The organism is Streptomyces luteogriseus (genome assembly GCF_014205055.1).
GTDB lineage: Bacteria > Actinomycetota > Actinomycetes > Streptomycetales > Streptomycetaceae > Streptomyces > Streptomyces luteogriseus.
On the sequence record NZ_JACHMS010000001.1, the window covers coordinates 4101910 to 4122024 of the forward strand.

Below are 20115 nucleotides of genomic sequence, written 5' to 3' on the forward strand. Positions count from 1 at the left end.
CTGACTCCTCCTCGTCAGCTTTGTAAACAATTCCGGACTAAATGGTGCAATGAGGTCTACGATGGTCGGAGGCCCCCCATCTGCCCAAGCTTTGTGTGGCGAGGGGCGTTTGGGAGACCTGCCGCCCATGGCGCGATCGGCTCGCCATCACCCCGGGACAAGGAGAAGCGAGCAGCGATGACGGATGGTGGGCGGCAGCCGGACAGAATCGGGGTGGACCGGTCGGAGGGGTTCGGCGAACGACTGCTGGGTGTGCTGCTGGACCGTGCCCACGAGATGCCGCCGGACCTGATCGCCCCGCTCGTCGCGGAGGAGGTGGCCAGGGTCGGGGGGCATGAGGTGTCCATCCTCCTGCAGGACTACGAACAGGTGCTGTTGGTGCCGCTGCCGGGCCGGAGGCTGAGGGTCGGCGGCCCCGAGCCGGTCGAGGACTCCCCCGCGGGCGAGGCGTTCCTGAGCCTCAGAACGGTGGAGGTGCCGCTGGGCGGCAGCGTGCGGATGTACCTGCCGCTGCTGGACGGCAGCGACCAGATCGGGGTCATGGCCGTCACCCTGGACAGCGTCGATGACGACGACCGGCGGCTGCTACGGAGACTCGCCGGTCTGGTCGCGGACATGATCGTCACCAAGGACTCCTACACCGACCTGTTCTTCCAGGCCCGCCGCAGCGCCCCGATGAGCGTGGCCGCGGAGATCCAGTGGTCGTTGCTGCCCCCGCTGTCGATGACCGTTCCGCAGGTCGAGGTGGCCGGAATCCTGGAGCCCGCCTACGACGTGGCCGGCGACAGCTTCGACTACGCCCTCAACGGCGACATCCTTCACGTGGCCATGCTCGACGCGATGGGCCACGGCTTGGACGCGGCGACCATGGCGACGGTGGCCGTCGGCGCCTACCGCCACACGCGACGGGCCCACACCGATCTGTCCCAGGTGTACGCGTTCATGGACCGGGCCATCAACGACCAGTTCGGCCAGGACCACTTCGTCACCGCACAGATGATGATCCTGGACATCACCACGGGCCGGCTGCAGTGGGTCAACGCCGGCCACCCGGCTCCGCTCCTGATCCGTGACCGCGCCGTGGTGGACCGGCTGGAGAGCCCCACCACGCTGCCCGTCGGCTTCGGCGGGGAGGAGCCGGTGGTCAGCGAGCGGATGCTGGAACCCGGCGACCGGTTGCTGTGCTTCACCGACGGTCTGATCGAGGAGCACCAGGCCGGCGGGCAGCAGTTCGGCGAGGAGCAGCTCATCGAGTGGACCAACCGGATCCTCCGCGACCGCACCGAGGTACGGGCGGTGGTGCGGGCGCTCTCGCACGCCCTGAAACACGAACGGGGCGGCACCACGACCGACGACGCCACCATCTTCCTCGTCGAGTGGCGAGGCGGCGGCGCCGAACACCTCACCGTCCTCGACTGAGCCTCCTCAAGAGAGACCGACGTGATGACGTCCGGCCGGCGGGGAGCTCGTGGACCAGGAAACCGGAGCCGGTGATCTCGATGATGCGGGCCATGATCGGCGGCGGATGGTGCAGCCGGAGGATCGCACCGGCTTCGGTGGCGCGTCCCGATGCCGTGAGGAAGACGTTGAGTCCGATGGCGTCGCAGAAGGTGACTGCCGTGAGATCGACGTCCGTGACGCCCATGCCGTCGTTCAGGCACTCGGCCAGCGCGGCCCGTACGAGCGGGGCGGTGGCCAGGTCGATCTCCCCCGAAAGGATGATCAGCGTGCGGGTGGTGTGGTCGTGCCGGTGGACGTTCAGCCGTGGAAGGGGCATGGCTCCTCGGTTCGGAGTGCCCGTGGGCGAGCCGTCGTGGCCGGGCCGGGCCCTGCCCTCGCGGCGTGCCGCCGATACGGGGATGTGCGGGGTGGCGGGCGGAGGGCCGTTCCACGAGCCCGGGTCGGCGGGCATCGTGGTGGACCAGCCGGCCGGGGATGCGCCACGCACCGGACAGAAGGTCCCCGCCGGACGGGCATCGTGTCCTGGAGGGGGCTGGCTGCCCCAACCCGCGGACACCGGACGCGGATGGGCCCCGGCCTGTCGTGTGCGCGGCTGCGGCCGGGGCCCTGGATTGCGGGGTGTGCTGTCGGTGCGGTCAGTTCCGCCCGTCGGGTGACGGGCCGGGCGAGCCTGCCGGAAGGGTGGGGCCCGCTCCTTCACGGGCGCGTGGGCGGAGTCGCCCGCGTACGGCCGGGCCGGGCCTGGGTCGGTCGGGGCGGCCGGTGCCGCTCGTCGCCGCGCTGCCGCGGGCCCCTGCGCCGAGCCGACGGAGCCGGTCCCGCGACTGGCATCCCGGTGTGGCCGTAACGGACACCGGCCATGCGGTCGCCGTGCTGTGAGTTCAGCAGGCGGATGAGGAGCGCCCCGACCACGATCAGTCCCAGGATCACGGCCACGGTCACGAAGGTCTCCACCGGTCTCACCTTCCCCTCGGCTGCTGCGGCACCATGCCGGTCATGGCTGGCACCCGTGGAGGTGCGTCCGAGTCGCGTGACTCGTGCCCTCCTTCGGAGTCCCAGACCGCTTCCACGGCCCGGTCGGCGTCGCGCAGCGTCCGCAGGCGCGCCGCCTCCTCCATCAACCGACTCGCGGTCGACATACCGCGCGGGTCACTCGCAGCCGCCATCAGCCAGGCGGCCGAGTCGGGAGCCGTCCGCGGCGGGACGACCAGGAGGTTCCAACGGCCCACGTGGTAGGAGCGCAACAGCAGTTCATGCGGGTCCTGCTCGTCCCGGAACCAGCCCACGTTCACCACGTGCCCGGCGACGGGCACCTTGCGCGGAATGACCGGCCACTGAGTGGGATTCACCGTGACCCGGGTGATCCGCCCCCACAGCGGGTCCAATACGGCGGTCAGGGAGGGGAGTTCCGCCCCGAGATCGCGGGAGCGAGGCCACCAGGCGCCGTCCAGCAGAGCGGGGGCGGAGCCGACGGGAGCCAGCGACAGACGCAGAGAGGACGAGGAGAACCGGTCATCGGCTTCGGTCGTCGGCGAGTGGGAAACGGTCGCAGTCATGACGCGAACCCTGCCCCGGGCCGATCGCGACCGGCCCGGACTATTCGATCGCCGAAAACGACACGAGCCTGAAGCCGGTGCGCGAAATATCCTCGGTAATTTCGAGCCTACTCCTCGGACAGGCCCGGGGGACCATACGGACAACGGAGAACGGTCCCATGCGCCCCTCCCCGGAACCGTCATCCCTGAGGCAACGTTTCCGGGCTCGGGCGATGAGCGCCCCCTCGGCGAGATTGCGGCGGACGTGGTCATGGCTCGCGAACGACGTCGGGCCAAGATCTTCGTGGTACGGACTCCCTCGTCGAGGACTTCGACGCCATCGACCTGCTGCACCGGCTGTCCGCGTGCTGCGTCGAGCTGCTCGACGTGTCGACGGCCGGGAGCCTGTCTCCCGACGAACTGCGCATCATGCTTTCGCCCGCTCGTCCCCGCCTCCACACGGACCCACAGCCAACTGGCCCCGCGCCATGCACACAGCGGCGCTGCGGTGGCATGCGCTGACGCGGTGTGAGACCCGACCGGCAGGGCACCCCATGCAGAGGAGGGCCTGCGCGGCCGTCGGCCGACGAAGCAGCAAGCGCAACCCCGTCTGCGGTCCGGTCTCATCGGCCCCGGGGCGGCGCCGTCTTCCCTCCCGGAGAGAGCGTCACCACCATGGCCACGAACAGCACGGTCCGTCCCCTGCCCTCGGAGACGGCCGGCAGCGACTTCGCCCGACTGTCCAGAAAGATCGCCGAAGCCGGCCTGATGGGGCGCCGCCCCGGCTACTACGCACTGCGGATCACGATCGTGACCGGGCTCTACGCCGGCGGATGGGCGGCCGTCGCACTCATCGGCGACAGTTGGTGGACCCTGGCGGTCGCCGCCTTCCTGGCTGTCGTTTTCGGTCAGGTCGCCCTGCTCGCGCATGACGCGGCCCACCGCCAGGTCTTCCGCCGACGCCGGGCCAGCGAGGTGTCCGGACGCATGGCCGGTGCCGGTATCGGGATGGGCTACGGCTGGTGGCAGGACAAGCACACCCGCCACCACGCCAACCCCAACCACGAGGAACTCGACCCCGACCTCGATCCCGACCTGCTGGTCTGGTCCCAGGACCAGGCCCGGGCCGCCAAGGGGCTTCCCCGCCTGATCGGCGGCCGGCAGGCGTTCCTGTTCTTCCCGCTCCTCACACTGGAGGGCTTCAATCTCCACCTGTCGAGCGTGAAGGCGCTGGCCAATCGCTCGCTCAAGCACCGCGGGCTCGACGGGGCGCTGCTGTTGGGACACTTCGTCGTCTATCTGAGCGTCCTGTTCTGGCTGCTGCCGCTCGGTATGGCGTTCGCGTTTCTCGCCGTCCACCAGTGCCTGTTCGGCGTCTACCTCGGCTCCCTCTTCGCGCCCAACCACAAAGGCATGCCGACCCTGAAGGGCGAAGACCGCCCGGACTTCCTGCGCCGCCAGGTGCTCACCTCGCGCAACGTCAGCGGCGGCCGCCTCACCGACATCGCTCTGGGAGGGCTGAACCACCAGATCGAGCACCACTTGTTCCCCAGCATGCCCAGCCCCAATCTCCGCAAGGCCCGGACCATCGTCCGGGGCTACTGTGAGGAGCTGGGCGTGGACTACGTGGAGACCGGCCTGATCACCTCCTACCGGCTGGCCCTCATCAGTCTCCACCAGGCGGGAGCACCGCTCCGGAACTCCCGCGTCCCCGCGTAGCGGACCCGATGACGCGGCTTCGCACGACCCGGTCGGCGTGCGGCTCCGGCACCAGCCGTACGCGTGCGGTCGGAGCAGTACGGCGGCCCGCCACCGCGCTCCCCGTGGGCATGTCAGGGCGCCCGGCCGGCCTCAGCGGTCACTGCCGCCAGTCTCCCCGCGCCCGTCGCCGGTCATCGCGGATCCGGTCCTGCCGGTCCCGGCGGCGGACGAAGTCGCCCGGCTCGAGGTCACCTTCCGCGAACCGCCCGACCACGAGACCGACGACGCCCAGCCCGAGCACCAGCACGAAAGCCCAGAAACTACCGAAATACGCGGCGAAACCCAGCGCCATTCCCGCGATCAAGCCCACCACGGCCCTGCTCATCACGCGCTCCTTCACTCAAGCGGGCTGCTCCGCCCCGGCTACCGCGATCTTCTGCACCACCACATCGGCGATCACGGTCCGGCCGCGGGACGCGGGCGCACCGCCGCGCCTCGCGCCGGTGCTCTCAGTCATCGGGACATTCCTCCGTCAAGAAGACCGGCTATCACCTTTGATTTCAATATATTCCCTTTACTGTGATTTCGGAGATTGCTGCAGAAAACCGGCACATGGCCCATGCCAGGACGATCCGCTCAGCCGCCACATCGTGGTCCAGCTCGCTTCAGCGTGACTCCGCACGGAGCGCGATAGGCCGGATCGCGCAACCCGGTCCGCGGGCGCACATCCGGACAGACCCCGGTCGGCGATCTCACGACCCGACCGCTTTCACTCACCGTGACCGTCCGCGGATTGACGTTCCTCGCTGAGGATCTGAAGCTGGTAGGGGGCCAGCGGAAGGAACCGCGGTCGTGAGTAGTGGGCAGAGTGAGCTTCCACGGATGCTGACAGCGGCGGAGACGGCAGCGCCGGTGGACGCCGCCGACGTGGTCGCGGAGGACCTGCGGCAGCGCTTCAAGGCGGCAAGTGTCTCGTTCCTCATCGTCGATCTGACGGGAAAGGCCGTGGCGCGGCTGTCGACCGCCCCTGCCACGGGTGGCCGGCAGGCGGAACGGATCCCCATGTCCGGCAGCGCCTACGACGAGGTGATCCGCACCCAGCGGCTGTATCAGGAGGTGACGGCCCAGGGGCATCGGGTGATCATGCCGGTGACCAACCGGGGCGATGCGATCGGGCTGCTGGAACTGCTTTTGCCGGCCGACCCCGGTGAGGACGTCATCGCCGCGGTCGGGGAAGCCGCCCACGTCCTGGCCTACATCGTGATCGCCAACGGGCGCTTCACCGATCTCTACACCTGGGGAAAGCGCTCCAGGCCGCCCACCTTGGCGGCAGAGATCCAGTACCAGCTACTGCCCTCCTCGCTGTCCTGCGAGGCCGCGCAGTTCACCCTGTGCGGGAGCCTGGAGCCTTCCGAGAGCCTCAGCGGCGACACGTTCGACTACACCCTGGACCGCGACACCCTGCATGTGTCGGTGACGGACCCCATGGGCCACGACCTCGATGCCGCCCTGGCCGCCACGGTCCTGGTGAGCGCCCTGCGCGGCGCCCGCCGCGCGGGAGCCGGCCTGGTCGAGCAGGCCCGCCTGGCCGACCAGGCCCTGGCGGATCACGGCCAGGGTCATGCCACCGGGCAGCTGCTGCGCGTCCACCTGCGCACCGGGCAGGCCCAGTTCGTCAACGCGGGCCACCCCTGGCCGCTCCGCATGCGCCAGGGGGATGTGGAAGTGATCACCTGCGAGGTGGACCATCCCTTCGGGTTGTCCGTGTTCGCGCCCCACCCCTACCGCGTCCAAGACCTCGATCTGCGCCCTGGTGACCGTCTGCTCATGTTCACCGACGGCATGGTCGAACGTCATGGGGGCAAGGTCGACCTCGCCGCCCTGTTGAAGCACACCCGGGGCCTGCACCCCCGGGAGGCCGCGCTGGCGCTGACGTCGGAGGTCAGGAATGCCGCCGGTGGCCGGCTCGAGGACGACGCCACCGTCATGTGCCTGGACTGGCACGGCCCCCACGAGACCCAGCGGCATGTCAGCTCAGGGGCGGACACCCGGCAGGCCTCAGCAGTCCGCGAGAAGCGGCAGCCGTGACCGGGCGCTCCCCCTGACGGTGCCGGAAACGCCTGCCGCCCGGGCACTGCGTCAGGGGCCTGTGCGGGGGGGGCGAGGAGCACTGTCTCAGGACGGTCAGGGGTGTCCTTTCCGCTCGGCGGGGAGCCCGACGGGCTCCTTCGAGACGAGTGCTCCGCCGGGCCCGCCTTGCGCGGGGACCGCTGCGGCGTCCGCCGCCGCGGGCGGCGTCGGCCCTGCGCTGTCCCTCCGCCGTCCCACGCGACGACAGAGGTGAGGCAGAAGGGTGTAGAAGCGGTCGGGCAGGAACACCGCGTCCGCGACGATCATCGCCCCGGAGAACAGAGGCAGGCCCATGAGCACGGCGATGCCGATGTGCATGCCCAGCAGCATGGTGAGGACGGGGTACTTGAGTCTGCCGAACAGCACGAACGGGAAGGCCACCTGCAGGAGCACGGTCAGGTAACCGGCGACGGTGATCAGGAGTGTGTGCTCGGCGACGAAGTGCGAGAGCACCGGCCAGGGACGGAAGAGTTCGAGGTTCAGGGCGTAGTGGAGCGCGGTGCCGCTGCCCCAGGTACTGCCCTGGACCTTGTACAGGCCGGCTGATCCGTAGAGGAGACAGACCTGCGCCGCGATGAGGAACATGCCGCAGTTGTGCACCGCTGTGACCAAGATGGTCCGGCTGTCGCGGAGTTGCCGTGCCATGAGGTTTCCCGGCGGTCGCGGCGCGCCGTCGGCCTGTGCCTGCTTCCTCCTGTTTCTGCGCGCGTCGAGAGACCAGCGTCGGCCGGAGGCGGTGAGGACCAGATAGAGGGCCATCAGCAGGACCAGGTTGTCGCCCCCGTCCGTCATGAAGATCGCGCGAGCGTGGAACGAGGTCACCACGACGGCGAAGAGCACGGACACGAGGCGGGTACGCCAGCCCAGGATGAACAGCGCGGACGTGATGAGTGCCAGCACGTAGCAGAGCTCGAAGTAGGCCCGGCCGTCGGACAGGGCCAGGACGCTGACCCAGCCCGTCTGCTCGAAGAGCTCCCGTGCCAGCGCGGGCGTCCACGCAGATCCGGGGCCCCAGATCTCGTCCCGGTGCGGGTACTCACGCAGGAGGAAAACCAGGTAGAGCAGCCCGTAGCCGATGCGCAGCACCGACGCGGCGTAGAGGGACACCGGACGTCCGGTCAGGAGGTCCCACACCGCTCGCATCCGGTCACCGAGCCACCGGTCGGCGCGGGCAAGCACGGTCCTCTGCGTCTCATTTCGCATGGCGGGTCACCTTCCACCACGGCAGAAGCCGGTTCTCGGAGGGTTTCGGCGGGCGATCACCGACCGCCGACCCGGGTGCGGCGACGGGCCGCGTGACGACACGGAGCTGGACGAAGTCGAAAGGGCCGCCTTCGTGGGCGGCGAGACGGTCCGCGGCGATGTTGGCCAGGTACTTCCGCATCATCACGGCGCGTTCCGTGCGCACGCTGTCATCTCCTCCGTGCGAGTCGGCATAGCCGGACCAGGCTCGACGCAGCATGTTCTGCGCCGTGTGGCTCGGGAAAGCGTGGTGTTCGACCGCGGAGCCGTCCACGGCGGTCAGGTCGAACCAGGGACTCACCCGAACCGACCCATCGGACTCGGTGTGAGCGCTTCTGGCCAGGATCTGGCGGTTGACGGACTCCGGATCCGGCGCGAAAAGCCGCCAATTCTGCTCGAAGAAGGGGAACACCCATCCATTGATCTGCGAGCCGTAACGCTTGGAGACGGTGTTGGCCGGCGCCACATGGAGGAACACCAGAAGCACATGGATGACACTCGCCACCAGGCACGAAACCACTGCGGCGCACAGGCCGGCTTTCAGTAGACGGGCACCTCTCGGCATCTTGGGCGGAGCCGCCGTGGCCTCAGGACAGTCCTGAACAACCGGACCGGATTCGGAATGCCGGATTTCCTTGACGTCCGCTGCGTCAATTCTGCTCGACATCGCCTACCTGCCTTTCTCGCATCAGCTGCTCACGCCGAGGCGGCGTGCGGCGGACTCGAAGAGATTCCGCCGCACGCCGTCCTCAGGTGAGCCGGCTGATCGCAGTGCGTTGCCTAGCCGTCGAGGCCCTTGGAGTGGTCGTCGCCCTCGTGGTGCTTGGGCGTCCCCCCGTAGCCGTAGTTCTCGTGGGGCTGCTTGCCGTAGCCGTAGGCCTCGTGGGGCTGCTTGCCGTAGCCGTAGGCCTCGTGGGGCTGCTTGCCGTAGCCGTAGTCCTCGTGGGGCCGCTTGCCGTGGTCGGACTCGTCGCCGTGACCGGGCTTGTGGTGGCCGGGCTTGCCGGGCTTGTCGTCGTGGCCGGGCCCGCCGGGCTTGTGGTGGCCGGGCCTGCCGGGCTTGTCGTCATGCCCCGGCCCGTTGTCGTGGCCTCCGCCGTTCCCGCCGCCGTTGCCGCCACCGTTGCCGCCGCCGTTGCCGCCGGTGGTGTTGCCGGCCGTGTTGCCCGCGGTGTTCCCGGACGTGTTGCCCGCGGTGTTCCCGGACGTGCTGCCGGCGACGTTGCCCGAGGTGCTGCCGGGCGAGGCGATGGGGCCGCCCAGGAGGCCGCCGGTCACGAGGCCGCCGCTGATGAGTCCACCACCGGTCGTTCCGGTCGTGGTGCCGGTCGTGGTGCCGGTCGTGGTGCCGGTGGTCGTTCCCGTCGTCGTTCCACCATTGGTGGAGGTCGCGCACCCGCTGAGGAAGATCCGGTTGTTGTCGAGCGTCACGGAGCCGTTGCGGGCCAGCGCCCGGCCCTCGATGTTCGCCCCCGAGTTAACACTGATCGAGGTCAGCGCCATGATGGTGCCGACGAACGTGGAGTCGGTGCCGAGGGTGGCCGAGCTGCCGATCTGCCAGTACACGTTGCACGGCGAGGCGCCGTTCGTGAGGAGCACCCGGCTGGCGGACGCCGTCGTCAGAGCCTCGGGAATCTGGAACACCCAGACGGCGTTCGGGTTTCCCCCGGCGTTCAGGATCAGGTCGCCGGTGAGTCCGACCCCGACCTCGGCGGTGTGGACGCCCGGAAGCAGCGTCTGGCCATTGCCGATGGCGGCCGGGAGCGCGAAGTCCGTGGCCTGGCCCGCCGCGTTGTTGTACGCCGTGACGAGGTCGGACTTGGCCTGAAGTGCGACAGCGTCCGCGGCGTGCACTTCGCCGAGCACGAGGCCGGGCGGGAATCCGGTGATGGACGGGTTCGGGTGCGTACCGAGGTCCTGGCTGATCACCGAGGGGCCGGTGTTGGTGACTCCCTGACCCGCGAGAACGGAGAAGTCCGCGGCCGTGGCCAACGGCACGGGCGTCGCGATGGCCACTGCTTGCGTCGGCGTCAGGGCAACCATCGCGGCGGCGACCGTGGCGGCTAGCGCCGAGGTCATCAAGCCGGAAATGCCACGACGGTGAGTTACCTGAGGGATCTTCAGCTTCATCGAAAAGCCATTTCCTGTGGGGCCATGGCACACCAGGCACTAGCGATCGCCCGGGAAGCCTCGCTGCTGTTACTGCCGCCGCATATTACGCAGAAATATCGGTGTAACTGACTTGAACAAGACCGGAGAATTGGCACTCATTCGAACGGCGCACAGCGTTGCGAAAATAGCTTGAATTCGAGGAACCGGAGCCGAATGCGCTAATATTCCTACCGGTGCTCCCGTCGACGCGGATTCCGCGACACGGGCAGAGCCTCGGGCACAAGGGGGCTGCCCGGCACCTGCGCCGGAATGCATCGGAGTGCCGACCTTCCGAACCGTCGGCCAGGAGTCGGGGGATCGTCGACCCCTTGGTGTGTCGGCCGCCGACATGCCCACGATCTTCGGGGAGGGTTTCCATGACGGGAGGGGGAGGCGTGGTGGCGAGTGCGGGAGACGAGGGTCGCCGGCGATCGGCGGCCGAGCCGGGTTTCTGGCAGCGGGTCGTCGGGCAGCTGGGCACGGCCCTGATGGTGGTGGATCCCGCCGGACGGATCCTCGCGGTCAATCCGGCGGCCGAGCGGCTGTTCGGCCGCGCCGCCCCGGCGATGCTCGGGCAGGACGCACACGACCTGCTGCACCGGGATGCGGACGGCCGCAGGATCCCCCGGGAGCAGTGCACGCTGCTGCGGGCCGTGGCCGAGAGGGCCGAGACGCGGGAGGAGGGCCGCGTCTGTCTGCGCGGTGACGGCCGTCTGATCGCGACCTACTGGACCGCTTCTCCCTTGACGGACGACGGCGCCTTCCTGGGCATGGCCGTGCTGTTCACCGATGCCGCCGGCGACCGCAGCGCGCGTCGGGAGCGTGCGGCCTACACACGTGCTCTGGAGAACCTCACCGAGCGCCTGACGCTGGTCGCGGAGATCACCGACGTGCTGGGTCAGACCCTGGAGACCGATGAAGCCCTGGCCCGGCTCGGCCGCCTGCTGGTCCCCCGCCTCGCCGACTGGGCGGCGGTGGATCTCCGGGTCGGTTCCGGACAGGTCCACCGTGTGGCGGTGACGGGCCCCCAGGGCCGGGACGCCGCGCAGGAGGACTGGCAGGAGCACCTTCCCGAGGCCGGGGAAGAGGGCCTCTCGCCTCTGGTCCAGGTGCTGAACGGCGGTGATCCCGTCCTGCGGGGCGAGGCGGACATGGCCGCACCGGTCACCTCCGCCCTGGCCACCGTCCACAGCGGCTTCCTGCGGGCCACCGGCGCGAGGTCCGCCGTCACGGTGCCGCTGGGCTCCGGGCCGCAGGTCACCGGCGCCCTGACGCTGGTGCGCACGGACCCGGCGCACCCCTTCGACACCGACGATCTGACCGTCGTGAGCGACATCGGCCGCCGGGTCGGCCTGGTCATCGACAACGCCCGCCGCTTCGGCCGTCAGCGCGCCGTCGCCGAGGCCATGCAGCGCAACCTGCTCGCGCCGCTGCCCCAGCCCGGCCGCCTGCGGCTGGCCGCCCGCTACCAGCCCGCCCCGGCCGGCTCCCAGGTGGGCGGCGACTGGTACGACGCGTTCGAGCGGAAGGACGGCACGCTCGCGCTGGTCATCGGCGACGTCGTGGGCCACGACCTGACCGCGGCGGCCGGAATGGCGCAACTGCACGGCATCCTGCGCTCACTGGCCTGGGACCACACCGGGCCGCCCGGTACCGTCGTCGACCGCCTCGACGACGCCATGCCCGCCATCACCACCGTCCCCATGGCCACCCTCGTCCTCGCCCTGCTCGAAGGCGACCCGCACACCGGTCCCTGGACGCTGCGGTGGACCAGCGCGGGGCACCCGCCGCCTCTGCTGCTCACCCCGGACGGACAGGCGCAGTACCTCGAAGCGGGACAGGGACTCCTCCTCGGTGCCCCTCCGGGCACCGGCGGCAGCCGGCCGAGCGCCGCGCAGCCCCTTCCACCGGGTTCCACTCTCCTGCTCTACACCGACGGCCTGATCGAGATCCCCGGCAGCGACCTGGACACCGGCCTCGCCCGTCTGCGCCGCCACGCCCTCGCTCTCGCCCACGAACCGCTGGACACGCTGTGCGACCAGCTGCCCGCCCGTATGCCGCCCGGCAGCACCGACGACGTGGCCCTCCTCGCCCTGCGTCTGCCGTCGCCCTGAAGGCGGTGACCGCGATGAGGCGGGGCACGGGGCTCAGGTGTCGAGGACCAGGACGCGGAACGGGCCGAGCGGGGCCGTCCGAGGTGTGTCGCCTTCCATGTACCGCCACCCCCAGGACCGCAGCGCCTCGACGGTTTTGTGGTCGGAGCGCGTCACCAGCGTGACGGCGACGGCGGCATCGTGGTCGGTGAGGAGCCGTCTCTGCAGGCGCCGGGCGAGGTTCCAGGCACGGTCCTGGTTCTGCCTGTGTACCCGGGAGGGAACGTGGATCCCGGAGATGACGAAGAGGCGTCCGGAGGCGGCAAGCCGGAGCAGCCGCCCCGGAAGGTATCCGTCGAAACCCTCCCACCAGGGGCCGTTGCCGCCTACGGGGAAACCGTAGGCGCAACCGGTCAGCGCCGTGGTCTCCGCGATCAGCAGCTCGAATCCCGGTCGCCGTGCGTCGGCCGCGAGCCGTCGCAGGAAGGCGCTGCGGGCTTGGTTCCACGCCCAGGGGCCGCCGCCGGACGTCTCCGCGTACAGATCACCCAGTTCCTGCAGATGGTCCTCGATCTGACGCCGGGTCAGCGGACGGACGCGTTGCCCTTCCCGGGGCGAGGAGCCCCGTTCCGGCCTCGGGCCGGGCTTCCGCGTCGCGGGCGGGTGCGAACCGACGGGACGCCCGAAGGGTTCTGTGGTCGTCGGCGCAGCCGGCGCGTTCACGGTCATGAGGCAAGCCCCGCTTCGGGCACGGACGGACCCGGCCCGGCGTCGTCGGTCGCCGAGAGCGGCACCGGTGTCGGAGTCGGCGCGCGACGCCCTCGGTGTCTTCAACCGTACTCCCGCGGCCGCGCCCCTCCTTCGGGGCCGACGGTGGACGAGAACGCCGAGGCAGATACGCCGGTCTTGTCCGCTTCCCGACAGTCGGGGGCGCACGGGAGTACGGTGGAGGTACCGAGGGCATGTCGCACACCGGCTTCCGCGCTGGTCTCGTCCTCGGCGAGACACTTCGCCGGAAGCCCCGCGCAGCGCAGGATCCTCCGGAGACAGGTCAGCACGATGGCCCCGGCCTTCGACACCTTCCCCGCCGCCGACGCATGGCCGGTGCCCGACCCGCGCAGGGCCGTACTGCAGCTCTTCACCACCGGCGCCACGAGCACGAACGGCACCACCGGCACCCAGGCACCACCACCACGCCCCCGCGGGACGGCGGACCCGCTCCTCCCCAGCACTTCTCGCGTTCGACCGACCGTCAGGTCGTGACCGCCATGGACGTCGCCCTCACCCTTGCCGCGCTCCTCGTGCTCATCGCCGCCGGAGCGTACGTGATCCACCGGCTCAACTCCGCACACAGCGAAAGAATCGCCTTGCGTTCCTACAGCCGCTTCCTCCCCGGCCCCCCAGCCGCCGCCGACCGAGCCGCCGGCACCACCCCGCCGCCCCCACCGCACTCCACCCCGTCCGCCGCGATCGAGCGTCGCGACCATCGCGACGGCGGGCGGGGACGCTTCCGACCGCGCCGCCACCGGGAACCGACGACGCACAACAAGCGGCACGCCGTGAGGGGTTGAGGCCCGACATGTCCGACAGAACACAGGTCACGTCCATGCCCGCGCCGCTCAGCCGTATCCGCAGCCAGGGCACCGGCACCGACAGCACCCACGGCGCAAGCGAGGATCCGCCGGCGTTCGAGACCGCCGACGGTGTTCTCGCCATGGGCGACCTCGCGGAGGTCCGCATCATCGCCGCCAGCCCCGACATCGCCCAACGAGTGGCGCAGCTGCTGCGCCACAACCTCCGCTGCGACGAGCCCCGCAGCTACCCCGCGGGCCCCGACGGGCAGGGCACCCTGCTCCATCTCACCGTCGACACCGGGCATGCCGGCGAGGAGCCCTGTGCCCAGTCGCCCTGGCTGGCCACCAGCCACACCCAGGCGCGACGCGCCCACACCGACGAGCCCGGCTGACGCCGGCCCCGCAGCACCGGCAGTCGCAAAACGGCCGCCCGAGGACAGGAACCGCGACCATGAACCCGCACACCGGCACGGGCCCGCCGCCGAGGACCGGCGACCGCGCCCCCAGCCGCCCGGTACGCACGACACCGCGCCCTGCCCGGCTCGCCCTGCGCCCTCCGACCTTCCCGCCCGGCCCCCTCTGCGGCGCCTGGTGGCCCCGCACCGATGACCTGATGGCCGAACTGCCCGCACTCACCGAGGCGTTCGACGCGACGCGAGGACGCGTGTCGCGCATGGCGTCCCACCGCGACACCTGGCCGGCGACGCCCTGCGACCTGCCCGTGCCCGGTCACACGGTGAAGGCCGCGTGGTTCGCCTCCGGTTTCGACCCGCACATGATCCGGCTCTTCTCGTACGGCGTCGGACGCTGGGACCTGCTCGTCGTCCCTTCCCGGACCGAGACCGCCACGGCCGCACGGCTCATGGCCGCGGCCGCCGACCCCGCGCTGCACCTCACCGCGAGCGAACTCCTGGCGGCCGAGCGACGCCTCCACACCAAGGACGAGGCCGTTCGCGAGCAGGGGCGGATGGAGCAGTGGGAAGACGAGGGCGGAGCGCCGAGGCACCCCTGGGCCCCCCTCTGCGCTCCGGCACCTGTTACGGTCCGTGACCCCCTTCTCGATTGCCGCCGAGTACGCTGAAGGAACCGCGGGCACGACGTACACCGGTGACGGACTGGCTTTCGCTCCCGGTGCACCACGGCTCCGGGCGGTTCATCGCCCGGGCAGGTTCCGCATCACGGCAGCCCTTGCCGCCCGACCTCGACGCGGATGTCGTGGCACCACGTTTACGCAGGCGACCGGCAGGCAGCCGGAACACCGCCCCCGTGCGCAGGAGAGCGTGGCTTCACCCGACGGCCGCCCGTCCACCCGACCACAGCAGCCGAGCACCCGACCGCGCCTCCCCCTCCTCTCGTCTCGGCGTCATCCGACTCCTCGAACGGCTCGGCCGGGCGCACGACGTGCGCCGGCCCACGCCGGACCGGTTCGCCGCCCGCCGGGCCTGACCCGAACCCGCCGCTTCCCAAGCCCGTCGAAGGAAACGCCATGATCACCGCAGCGCCGCCCTCACCGCCCACCCGCGCTCTCCTCCGCCTGCGCCTCGCGCCCCACAGCACGCTGCCACGTCGCCTGGACGGGGTGTGGTGGCCACGTTCGTACGACCTCCTGGCGGAGCTTCCGAAGCTGCTCGCCGCACTGCCGCGCGCCTGGGGACACATCGCCGGCGTCACGGTGAACGGTGCGGCCTGGTCCGCGGCACCTGGCCGGATGCTCGTCGCCAACCAGGTCGTACGCCTGCGGAAGACGGTCGCAGCGCATGCCCCGGACACCGTCGTCCTGCTCGCCCCCGGCCACGGACGCTGGGACCTGCTGGTCGTGCCGCCCGACACCCCCCAGGAGGCGGCCGAACCGATCATGGCCGCCGCGCTCAGCGACCGCGCCTGACCCGCCAGGAGTAGCGTGGACGCGAGGAGGCCCCGAACAGGCAGGTGAGCACGATGCCCGAACCCGATTCCCCGCCTCCAACAGGTTTGCTGGCGGACGGCGCACACGAATCCATGCGTCCCGGAACGGCGCTCCTGCGGCTCACCACCACTCACGAACGCCGGAGCATCCTCGACGGTGCGTGGTGGCCCCGTTCCAGGAATTTCGCCACCGAACTGCCCGGCCTGATCAGCGCACTGACCGAGCGCCTCGGGCCGATCACACGGATCGGCCTGGACTCCGCGGCCTGGGACGACATGCCGACGCGGATGACCGTCGACGACCGTGTGGTGCACATCGACGTCTTCTCCGTGGGCGACGACACCGCGCTCGTGACCCGAGGGGACCAGGACCACTTCTCCCTGCTCGTGATCCCACCGGAAACGCCCCCCGAGGCGGCGCGAGCCGCGATGACCGAAGCAGTCCGATCCGGCAACCCCAAGCAGGCCCAGCAGATCCTGATCGACACCAGCCGTTGACGATCCCGCCCTGAGCGCCGGTCCGGAACCGCCGCGGCCTCGGGGCCTGCCGGGCCGTGCGCATGTACCGCCGTCAGGAGTCGGCGGCGGACGCGTGGCGAGCCAACTCGGTGGCCAGGCGTCGCATGACCGTGCGATTGGCGTGCCGCATCGTGGTCCGCACGACGGGGGCCAGCAGCCGGTCGGCGAGAGGGGCTCGCACCCACGTGTACGTGAACGAGATGTGGGTCCCACCGGTACGCAGCGGTTCCATGGCGTAGGTGCCGTGGGCCAGTCGCCGACCGGCCGCGCTGACATTGTGTTCGACGATGCGCCGCGGTGCCTCGGCCTCGACGACCTTGATGGTGACTTCGGTCTTCATGCCGCCCAGCGCGGCGGTGACCGTGGCGCACGATCCGACGCCGCGGGCGGGGCCGCTGAAGCGCCAGCCGGTCAGGTAGTGGTCGGTGAACCGCTCGTGGTGAGCCATGACGTCGAGGAAGCCGTAGACCTGCTCGGGCGTCTGAGGTACATCGATCGACACGGTGACGGACTTCATGTACCACACGGTACATGCGACATGTACCAATTGGTACAGTCGGGACGTGATGACCATGGATGACTCGCATCCCGAGGGCGAGGCCGAGCAAGGCGCGCAGCGGGATCGGCGCGCCCAACTGCTGGACGCGGCCGTCGACCACGTCGCGGCGCACGGCATCGCGGACCTGAGCCTGCGCGGCCTGGGCGCCGCGATCGGCGTCAGCCACCGCATGCTGATCCACTACTTCGGCTCCAAGGAGCAGTTGCTCGTCGAGATCGTCCGGGCATCGGAGCGGCGCCAGCGCGATGTGCTGTCCCGGCTCCAACTGGAGCCCGGTCTCGCGCCGGTCGATGTCGCGCGGCTGCTGTGGAAGCAGCTGACGGACCCTCGGCTGGCCGGTCAGGAGCGGCTCTTCTTCGAAATCTGCGGGCACGCGCTGCGCGGCCGCCCCGAGGCCGTCCCGGTCCTCGAAGGGCTGGTGACGGACTGGCTGGAGCCGCTCGTGGCCGCTGAGGTCGGCGCGGGGGCGGGGCCTGCCACGGCCCGGAACCGGGCCAGGCTGGGGCTCGCCACCGTCCGCGGCCTGCTTCTCGACCTGCTCGCCACCGGTGACCGCGCCGGTGTCGACTCGGCCATGGAGGAATTCCTCCGGCTGTACTACGGCTCGGAGTGACACGCTCATAAGACGTTGTCTCATTTGGTGAGCCGGCGGTAGCAAATGAGGGTGCAGGCGATGGCTGCGAAGGCCAGGAAGTGTTCGGCCTTGCGCTCGTAGCGGCGGTGGAGCCGACGGCAGCCGGCGAGCCAGGCCATGGTGCGCTCGATCGTCCATCGGTGGCGGCCCAACCGTGTGGAGGGATGCCGCGCTTGCGCAGCCATCGGCGCAGTTGGTCGTAGTCGTAGTCCTTGTCGGCGTGCAACTTGGCGGGCTTACGTCGGCGTGGCCCTCGGCGGGAGCGGATCGGCGGGATCCCGCGCACGAGCGGCTCCAGCGCCTGGCTGTCGTGCAGGTTAGCGCCGGAGATGCCGACGGAGAGGGGTAAACCGGTCCGCTCCGTGATCAGGTGGATCTTCGAGCCGGTTGTGATGCCTCACAAGGAGGTGCGTCGTCCCGCATGCTGGAGGGTGGCGGCGGTCAGTCAGGCGTTCCCGCGCCGATGACCACGGCGTCGGTCGTCGGGCTCACTGCTCGGCGGCCTCTCGGGCGATCTTCTCGAACTGGGCGCCCATGGCCTCGGACAGCGCGCGGGCGGCCGACAGCGGGCGCACCATCACCGTGAAGTCGTCGATCTTGCCGTCCTCGTCGAAGTGCAGGAAGTCGCAGCCCTGGAGCTTCTTTCCGGCGACGCTCGCGGTGAAGACGAACGCGTGGTCGCGGCCGTCGGGGTTCGCGATCTCCCGGACGTAGGTGAAGTTCTCGAAGACCTGTGTCACAGCGCGCAGGATCGCGGTGGTGATCGCCTTGCCCGGGTACGGCTTGAAGGCGACCGGGCTGGTGAAGACGACGTCGTCGGCCAGAAGGGCGGCCACGGCGTCCAGGTCACCGTTCTCGACGGCCTTGCGAAACGGGTGCATGATCGACCTCGATACTCAACAAGTTGTATATGTGTAGAGGAGGGTAGAGGCGACTCGGGTGCTTGTCGAGGGTGCGGCGCTCCGGCAGTGCTCGCCATTGAATGCTCGCTGGGCCGTACCTTGCTCCCATGGCATTGCGGAACGCGGTGATGGCCGCGCTGCTGGAGGGCGAGGCGTCCGGTTACGACCTCGCGAAAGGCTTCGACGCGACGGTCGCGAACTTCTGGGCGGCGACGCCTCAGCAGCTCTATCGGGAGCTGGAGCGTATGGAGGCCGAGGGGCTGGTCGCGGCCCGCCTCGTCGAGCAGCGGCGTCGTCCCAACAAACGGCTGTTCTCCCTGACGGAGGCTGGGCGGGAGGCTGTGCGCGCATACACGGCCGAGCCACCGGGTCGGCCCGCGGTCATCAGGGACGAGCTGCTGGTCAAGGTGCAGTGCGCGGACGCCGGCGACGTCGAGGCGGTGCGCGCCGCCGTCGTCGAACGCATGGAATGGGCCACGGCCAAGCTGGCCCGCTACGAGAGAATCCGGCAACGACTGCTGGGCGGCCGCTCGGAGGAGGCGTACTTCGCCGAGGCCGAGCGTATCGGCCCGTACCTCACTCTGCTGCGCGGGATGTCGTTCGAGCGGGAGAACCTCCAGTGGGGCGACATGGCGTTGCGCAGGCTCGACCAGCGGGCCAAGGTTAATACTCAAAAAAGTGAGTAGAGTGATGGCTCTTCCGGTGATCGCGAGAAGGAGCCAGCCGCTCATGTCAGGCACTGAGACCCGCTACCTGCGTTTCGTGGCCCTGGGCGACAGTCACACCGAAGGGGTGGGCGACGGCGACGATCTGACGGGCCTGCGCGGGTGGGCCGACCGGCTCGCCGAGCACCTGGCTCGGCACAGCCCGCAGCTCCGGTACGCCAATCTCGCCGTACGGGGCCGTCTGGCCGGGCAGGTCCACGCGGAGCAGTTGCCCACGGCGCTTGCGCTGCGGCCGGACTTCGCGACGGTCGTGGCCGGAGTCAACGACATGCTGCGCCCCCGCTTCGATCCGGATGAGGTGGCCGCGCATCTGGAGGCGATGTTCGCCGCGCTCACCGGCCAGGGGGCGCGCGTGGCGACGCTCACCATTCCCGACATCGCGCGCATCACTCCACTGGCCCGTCCGCTCCGGCCGCGTCTTGAGGCGCTGAACCACCGCGTTCGCGCGGCGGCGCACCGGCATGGTGTCGTCGTCGCCGACGTCACCCTGTATCCGGTGGCAACGGATCCACGCCTGTGGAGTCAGGACCGCCTCCACTCGAGCCCACTCGGCCACCAGCGGATCGCGGCGGCGCTCGCTCACTCGCTCAACCTGCCAGACGCTGACGCCTCCTGGAAGCACCCGTTGCCCGTCCTGCCTGTTGGTCGGGCACGATTCTTGCGTGCCGCGTCAGCCGAGGCGCGCTGGGTCGCCGGATTCCTGGGTCCGTGGATCGGCAGGCGCGCGCGTGGGCGTTCCTCCGGAGACGGTCGCGTGGCCAAACGCCCGAACCTCATGTCCGTCGGCAGCTCCGGCCAACACTTCGGCCGTGCCTTCCAGCGTGGACAAGAGCCCTCCGTCGACCTGGCAGACGCCTCGGAGTAGCGAGATCCGCTTGTCCGAGCATGAGTAGCGGTCGGTGCTTGCCCCGAGTCGGGAACGACGAACGATGCCCACTACGTCCTTCACGAGCACGCGGACGCCCACGACAACCTGCTGTGCAT

General features: G+C 70.2%; 22 protein-coding genes and 1 pseudogene. 12 read left to right on the forward strand and 11 right to left on the reverse strand.

Annotation, left to right across the window (positions count from 1 at the left end; translation table 11 throughout):
- Nucleotides 1-177: 177 nt before the first annotated feature.
- Nucleotides 178-1419, forward strand: a complete 1242-nt coding sequence (locus BJ965_RS17865) for a PP2C family protein-serine/threonine phosphatase (RefSeq protein WP_184909585.1) — start codon at nucleotides 178-180, stop codon at nucleotides 1417-1419.
- Here BJ965_RS17865 and BJ965_RS17870 read toward each other — a convergent pair.
- From BJ965_RS17870 to BJ965_RS17880, 3 genes are all read right to left on the reverse strand, one after another.
- Nucleotides 1403-1777, reverse strand: coding sequence for an STAS domain-containing protein (locus BJ965_RS17870; RefSeq protein ID WP_184909586.1), 375 nt, complete (start codon nucleotides 1775-1777; stop codon nucleotides 1403-1405). The genes BJ965_RS17865 and BJ965_RS17870 overlap by 17 nt on opposite strands.
- Before the next feature lie 380 nt (nucleotides 1778-2157).
- A complete protein-coding gene (locus tag BJ965_RS17875; protein ID WP_184909587.1) occupies nucleotides 2158-2415 on the reverse strand; it encodes a hypothetical protein in 258 nt (85 codons plus the stop codon).
- Nucleotides 2416-2420: 5 nt separating this feature from the next.
- Nucleotides 2421-3017: a DUF5994 family protein gene (locus tag BJ965_RS17880; RefSeq protein WP_184909588.1), complete on the reverse strand. Its 597-nt coding sequence runs from the start codon at nucleotides 3015-3017 to the stop codon at nucleotides 2421-2423.
- Nucleotides 3018-3671: 654 nt separating this feature from the next.
- Between BJ965_RS17880 and BJ965_RS17885 the strand changes: the two genes are divergently transcribed.
- Nucleotides 3672-4715, forward strand: a complete 1044-nt coding sequence (locus tag BJ965_RS17885; protein WP_184909589.1) for a fatty acid desaturase family protein — start codon at nucleotides 3672-3674, stop codon at nucleotides 4713-4715.
- Nucleotides 4716-4854: 139 nt separating this feature from the next.
- Here BJ965_RS17885 and BJ965_RS17890 read toward each other — a convergent pair whose 3' ends face one another.
- Nucleotides 4855-5082 (reverse strand): hypothetical protein, encoded by a 228-nt coding sequence (locus tag BJ965_RS17890; protein WP_184909590.1) that lies wholly within the window; start codon nucleotides 5080-5082, stop codon nucleotides 4855-4857.
- 497 nt (nucleotides 5083-5579) lie between these two features.
- On the opposite strand from BJ965_RS17890, the gene BJ965_RS17900 reads away from it, so the two are divergent.
- Nucleotides 5580-6785 carry a PP2C family protein-serine/threonine phosphatase gene (locus tag BJ965_RS17900; RefSeq protein WP_184917264.1) on the forward strand — a complete coding sequence of 402 codons (1206 nt, stop codon included), beginning with the start codon at nucleotides 5580-5582 and terminating at the stop codon, nucleotides 6783-6785.
- Nucleotides 6786-6881: 96 nt separating this feature from the next.
- On the opposite strand, the gene BJ965_RS17905 is transcribed toward BJ965_RS17900, so the two are convergent.
- The 3 genes from BJ965_RS17905 to BJ965_RS17915 all read right to left on the reverse strand — a co-directional run bounded on the left by BJ965_RS17905 (nucleotide 6882) and on the right by BJ965_RS17915 (nucleotide 10199).
- A complete protein-coding gene (locus BJ965_RS17905; RefSeq protein ID WP_184909591.1) occupies nucleotides 6882-8030 on the reverse strand; it encodes an HTTM domain-containing protein in 1149 nt (382 codons plus the stop codon).
- Nucleotides 8020-8736, reverse strand: coding sequence for a DUF5819 family protein (locus BJ965_RS17910; protein WP_221513152.1), 717 nt, complete (start codon nucleotides 8734-8736; stop codon nucleotides 8020-8022). Before BJ965_RS17910 ends, BJ965_RS17905 begins: the two co-directional genes overlap by 11 nt.
- Before the next feature lie 113 nt (nucleotides 8737-8849).
- Nucleotides 8850-10199 carry an ice-binding family protein gene (locus BJ965_RS17915; RefSeq protein ID WP_184909592.1) on the reverse strand — a complete coding sequence of 450 codons (1350 nt, stop codon included), beginning with the start codon at nucleotides 10197-10199 and terminating at the stop codon, nucleotides 8850-8852.
- A gap of 398 nt (nucleotides 10200-10597) precedes the next feature.
- Here BJ965_RS17915 and BJ965_RS17920 point away from each other — a divergent pair, with 398 nt between their 5' ends.
- Nucleotides 10598-12334 (forward strand): SpoIIE family protein phosphatase, encoded by a 1737-nt coding sequence (locus BJ965_RS17920; RefSeq protein WP_184909593.1) that lies wholly within the window; start codon nucleotides 10598-10600, stop codon nucleotides 12332-12334.
- A 33-nt stretch (nucleotides 12335-12367) separates the two neighbouring features.
- Here BJ965_RS17920 and BJ965_RS17925 read toward each other — a convergent pair whose 3' ends face one another.
- Nucleotides 12368-13042 carry a hypothetical protein gene (locus BJ965_RS17925; protein WP_184909594.1) on the reverse strand — a complete coding sequence of 225 codons (675 nt, stop codon included), beginning with the start codon at nucleotides 13040-13042 and terminating at the stop codon, nucleotides 12368-12370.
- 539 nt (nucleotides 13043-13581) lie between these two features.
- On the opposite strand from BJ965_RS17925, the gene BJ965_RS17930 reads away from it, so the two are divergent.
- The 5 genes from BJ965_RS17930 (at nucleotide 13582) to BJ965_RS17950 (ending at nucleotide 16290) form a co-directional block, all read left to right on the forward strand.
- Nucleotides 13582-13884 (forward strand): hypothetical protein, encoded by a 303-nt coding sequence (locus tag BJ965_RS17930; RefSeq protein WP_184917270.1) that lies wholly within the window; start codon nucleotides 13582-13584, stop codon nucleotides 13882-13884.
- Between the two features lie 8 nt (nucleotides 13885-13892).
- The gene (locus BJ965_RS17935) at nucleotides 13893-14279 is read left to right on the forward strand and encodes a hypothetical protein (protein WP_246545923.1); all 387 of its coding nucleotides are present in this window, start codon (nucleotides 13893-13895) and stop codon (nucleotides 14277-14279) included.
- A gap of 59 nt (nucleotides 14280-14338) precedes the next feature.
- Nucleotides 14339-14968 (forward strand): DUF5994 family protein, encoded by a 630-nt coding sequence (locus BJ965_RS17940; protein ID WP_184909595.1) that lies wholly within the window; start codon nucleotides 14339-14341, stop codon nucleotides 14966-14968.
- A gap of 405 nt (nucleotides 14969-15373) precedes the next feature.
- On the forward strand, nucleotides 15374-15772 hold the full coding sequence (locus tag BJ965_RS17945; protein WP_184909596.1) for a DUF5994 family protein: 399 nt from the start codon (nucleotides 15374-15376) through the stop codon (nucleotides 15770-15772).
- Between the two features lie 53 nt (nucleotides 15773-15825).
- Nucleotides 15826-16290, forward strand: coding sequence for a DUF5994 family protein (locus BJ965_RS17950; protein ID WP_184909597.1), 465 nt, complete (start codon nucleotides 15826-15828; stop codon nucleotides 16288-16290).
- A 73-nt stretch (nucleotides 16291-16363) separates the two neighbouring features.
- On the opposite strand, the gene BJ965_RS17955 is transcribed toward BJ965_RS17950, so the two are convergent.
- Nucleotides 16364-16828, reverse strand: a complete 465-nt coding sequence (locus BJ965_RS17955) for an SRPBCC family protein (RefSeq protein WP_184909598.1) — start codon at nucleotides 16826-16828, stop codon at nucleotides 16364-16366.
- 49 nt (nucleotides 16829-16877) lie between these two features.
- On the opposite strand from BJ965_RS17955, the gene BJ965_RS17960 reads away from it, so the two are divergent.
- Entirely contained in the window at nucleotides 16878-17483 is a 606-nt protein-coding gene (locus BJ965_RS17960; protein WP_246547299.1) for a TetR/AcrR family transcriptional regulator, read from the forward strand.
- A 20-nt stretch (nucleotides 17484-17503) separates the two neighbouring features.
- Here BJ965_RS17960 and BJ965_RS17965 read toward each other — a convergent pair.
- Nucleotides 17504-17889, reverse strand: a pseudogene (locus BJ965_RS17965) (transposase); the annotation flags it as partial.
- A 103-nt stretch (nucleotides 17890-17992) separates the two neighbouring features.
- The gene (locus tag BJ965_RS17970; RefSeq protein WP_184909599.1) at nucleotides 17993-18385 is read right to left on the reverse strand and encodes a nuclear transport factor 2 family protein; all 393 of its coding nucleotides are present in this window, start codon (nucleotides 18383-18385) and stop codon (nucleotides 17993-17995) included.
- A gap of 128 nt (nucleotides 18386-18513) precedes the next feature.
- Between BJ965_RS17970 and BJ965_RS17975 the strand changes: the two genes are divergently transcribed.
- Together BJ965_RS17975 and BJ965_RS17980 are read left to right on the forward strand one after the other, a co-directional pair.
- Nucleotides 18514-19092 carry a PadR family transcriptional regulator gene (locus BJ965_RS17975; protein WP_164413826.1) on the forward strand — a complete coding sequence of 193 codons (579 nt, stop codon included), beginning with the start codon at nucleotides 18514-18516 and terminating at the stop codon, nucleotides 19090-19092.
- Nucleotides 19093-19135: 43 nt separating this feature from the next.
- Nucleotides 19136-19996, forward strand: coding sequence for an SGNH/GDSL hydrolase family protein (locus BJ965_RS17980; protein ID WP_184917278.1), 861 nt, complete (start codon nucleotides 19136-19138; stop codon nucleotides 19994-19996).
- Nucleotides 19997-20115 lie beyond the last annotated feature (119 nt).

Coding starts and splice junctions, on each gene's coding strand:
- BJ965_RS17880 (WP_184909588.1), bottom strand. CDS start 3,017: ATGACTGCGACCGTTTCCCACTCGCCGACGACCGAAGCCGATGACCGG.
- BJ965_RS17870 (WP_184909586.1), bottom strand. CDS start 1,777: ATGCCCCTTCCACGGCTGAACGTCCACCGGCACGACCACACCACCCGC.
- BJ965_RS17905 (WP_184909591.1), bottom strand. CDS start 8,030: ATGCGAAATGAGACGCAGAGGACCGTGCTTGCCCGCGCCGACCGGTGG.
- BJ965_RS17950 (WP_184909597.1), top strand. CDS start 15,826: ATGCCCGAACCCGATTCCCCGCCTCCAACAGGTTTGCTGGCGGACGGC.
- BJ965_RS17865 (WP_184909585.1), top strand. CDS start 178: ATGACGGATGGTGGGCGGCAGCCGGACAGAATCGGGGTGGACCGGTCG.
- BJ965_RS17900 (WP_184917264.1), top strand. CDS start 5,580: ATGCTGACAGCGGCGGAGACGGCAGCGCCGGTGGACGCCGCCGACGTG.
- BJ965_RS17960 (WP_246547299.1), top strand. CDS start 16,878: ATGACCATGGATGACTCGCATCCCGAGGGCGAGGCCGAGCAAGGCGCG.
- BJ965_RS17885 (WP_184909589.1), top strand. CDS start 3,672: ATGGCCACGAACAGCACGGTCCGTCCCCTGCCCTCGGAGACGGCCGGC.
- BJ965_RS17925 (WP_184909594.1), bottom strand. CDS start 13,042: ATGACCGTGAACGCGCCGGCTGCGCCGACGACCACAGAACCCTTCGGG.
- BJ965_RS17890 (WP_184909590.1), bottom strand. CDS start 5,082: ATGAGCAGGGCCGTGGTGGGCTTGATCGCGGGAATGGCGCTGGGTTTC.
- BJ965_RS17970 (WP_184909599.1), bottom strand. CDS start 18,385: ATGCACCCGTTTCGCAAGGCCGTCGAGAACGGTGACCTGGACGCCGTG.
- BJ965_RS17980 (WP_184917278.1), top strand. CDS start 19,136: ATGTCAGGCACTGAGACCCGCTACCTGCGTTTCGTGGCCCTGGGCGAC.
- BJ965_RS17945 (WP_184909596.1), top strand. CDS start 15,374: ATGATCACCGCAGCGCCGCCCTCACCGCCCACCCGCGCTCTCCTCCGC.
- BJ965_RS17935 (WP_246545923.1), top strand. CDS start 13,893: ATGTCCGACAGAACACAGGTCACGTCCATGCCCGCGCCGCTCAGCCGT.
- BJ965_RS17975 (WP_164413826.1), top strand. CDS start 18,514: ATGGCATTGCGGAACGCGGTGATGGCCGCGCTGCTGGAGGGCGAGGCG.
- BJ965_RS17920 (WP_184909593.1), top strand. CDS start 10,598: ATGACGGGAGGGGGAGGCGTGGTGGCGAGTGCGGGAGACGAGGGTCGC.
- BJ965_RS17955 (WP_184909598.1), bottom strand. CDS start 16,828: ATGAAGTCCGTCACCGTGTCGATCGATGTACCTCAGACGCCCGAGCAG.
- BJ965_RS17940 (WP_184909595.1), top strand. CDS start 14,339: ATGAACCCGCACACCGGCACGGGCCCGCCGCCGAGGACCGGCGACCGC.
- BJ965_RS17910 (WP_221513152.1), bottom strand. CDS start 8,736: ATGTCGAGCAGAATTGACGCAGCGGACGTCAAGGAAATCCGGCATTCC.
- BJ965_RS17930 (WP_184917270.1), top strand. CDS start 13,582: ATGGACGTCGCCCTCACCCTTGCCGCGCTCCTCGTGCTCATCGCCGCC.
- BJ965_RS17915 (WP_184909592.1), bottom strand. CDS start 10,199: ATGAAGCTGAAGATCCCTCAGGTAACTCACCGTCGTGGCATTTCCGGC.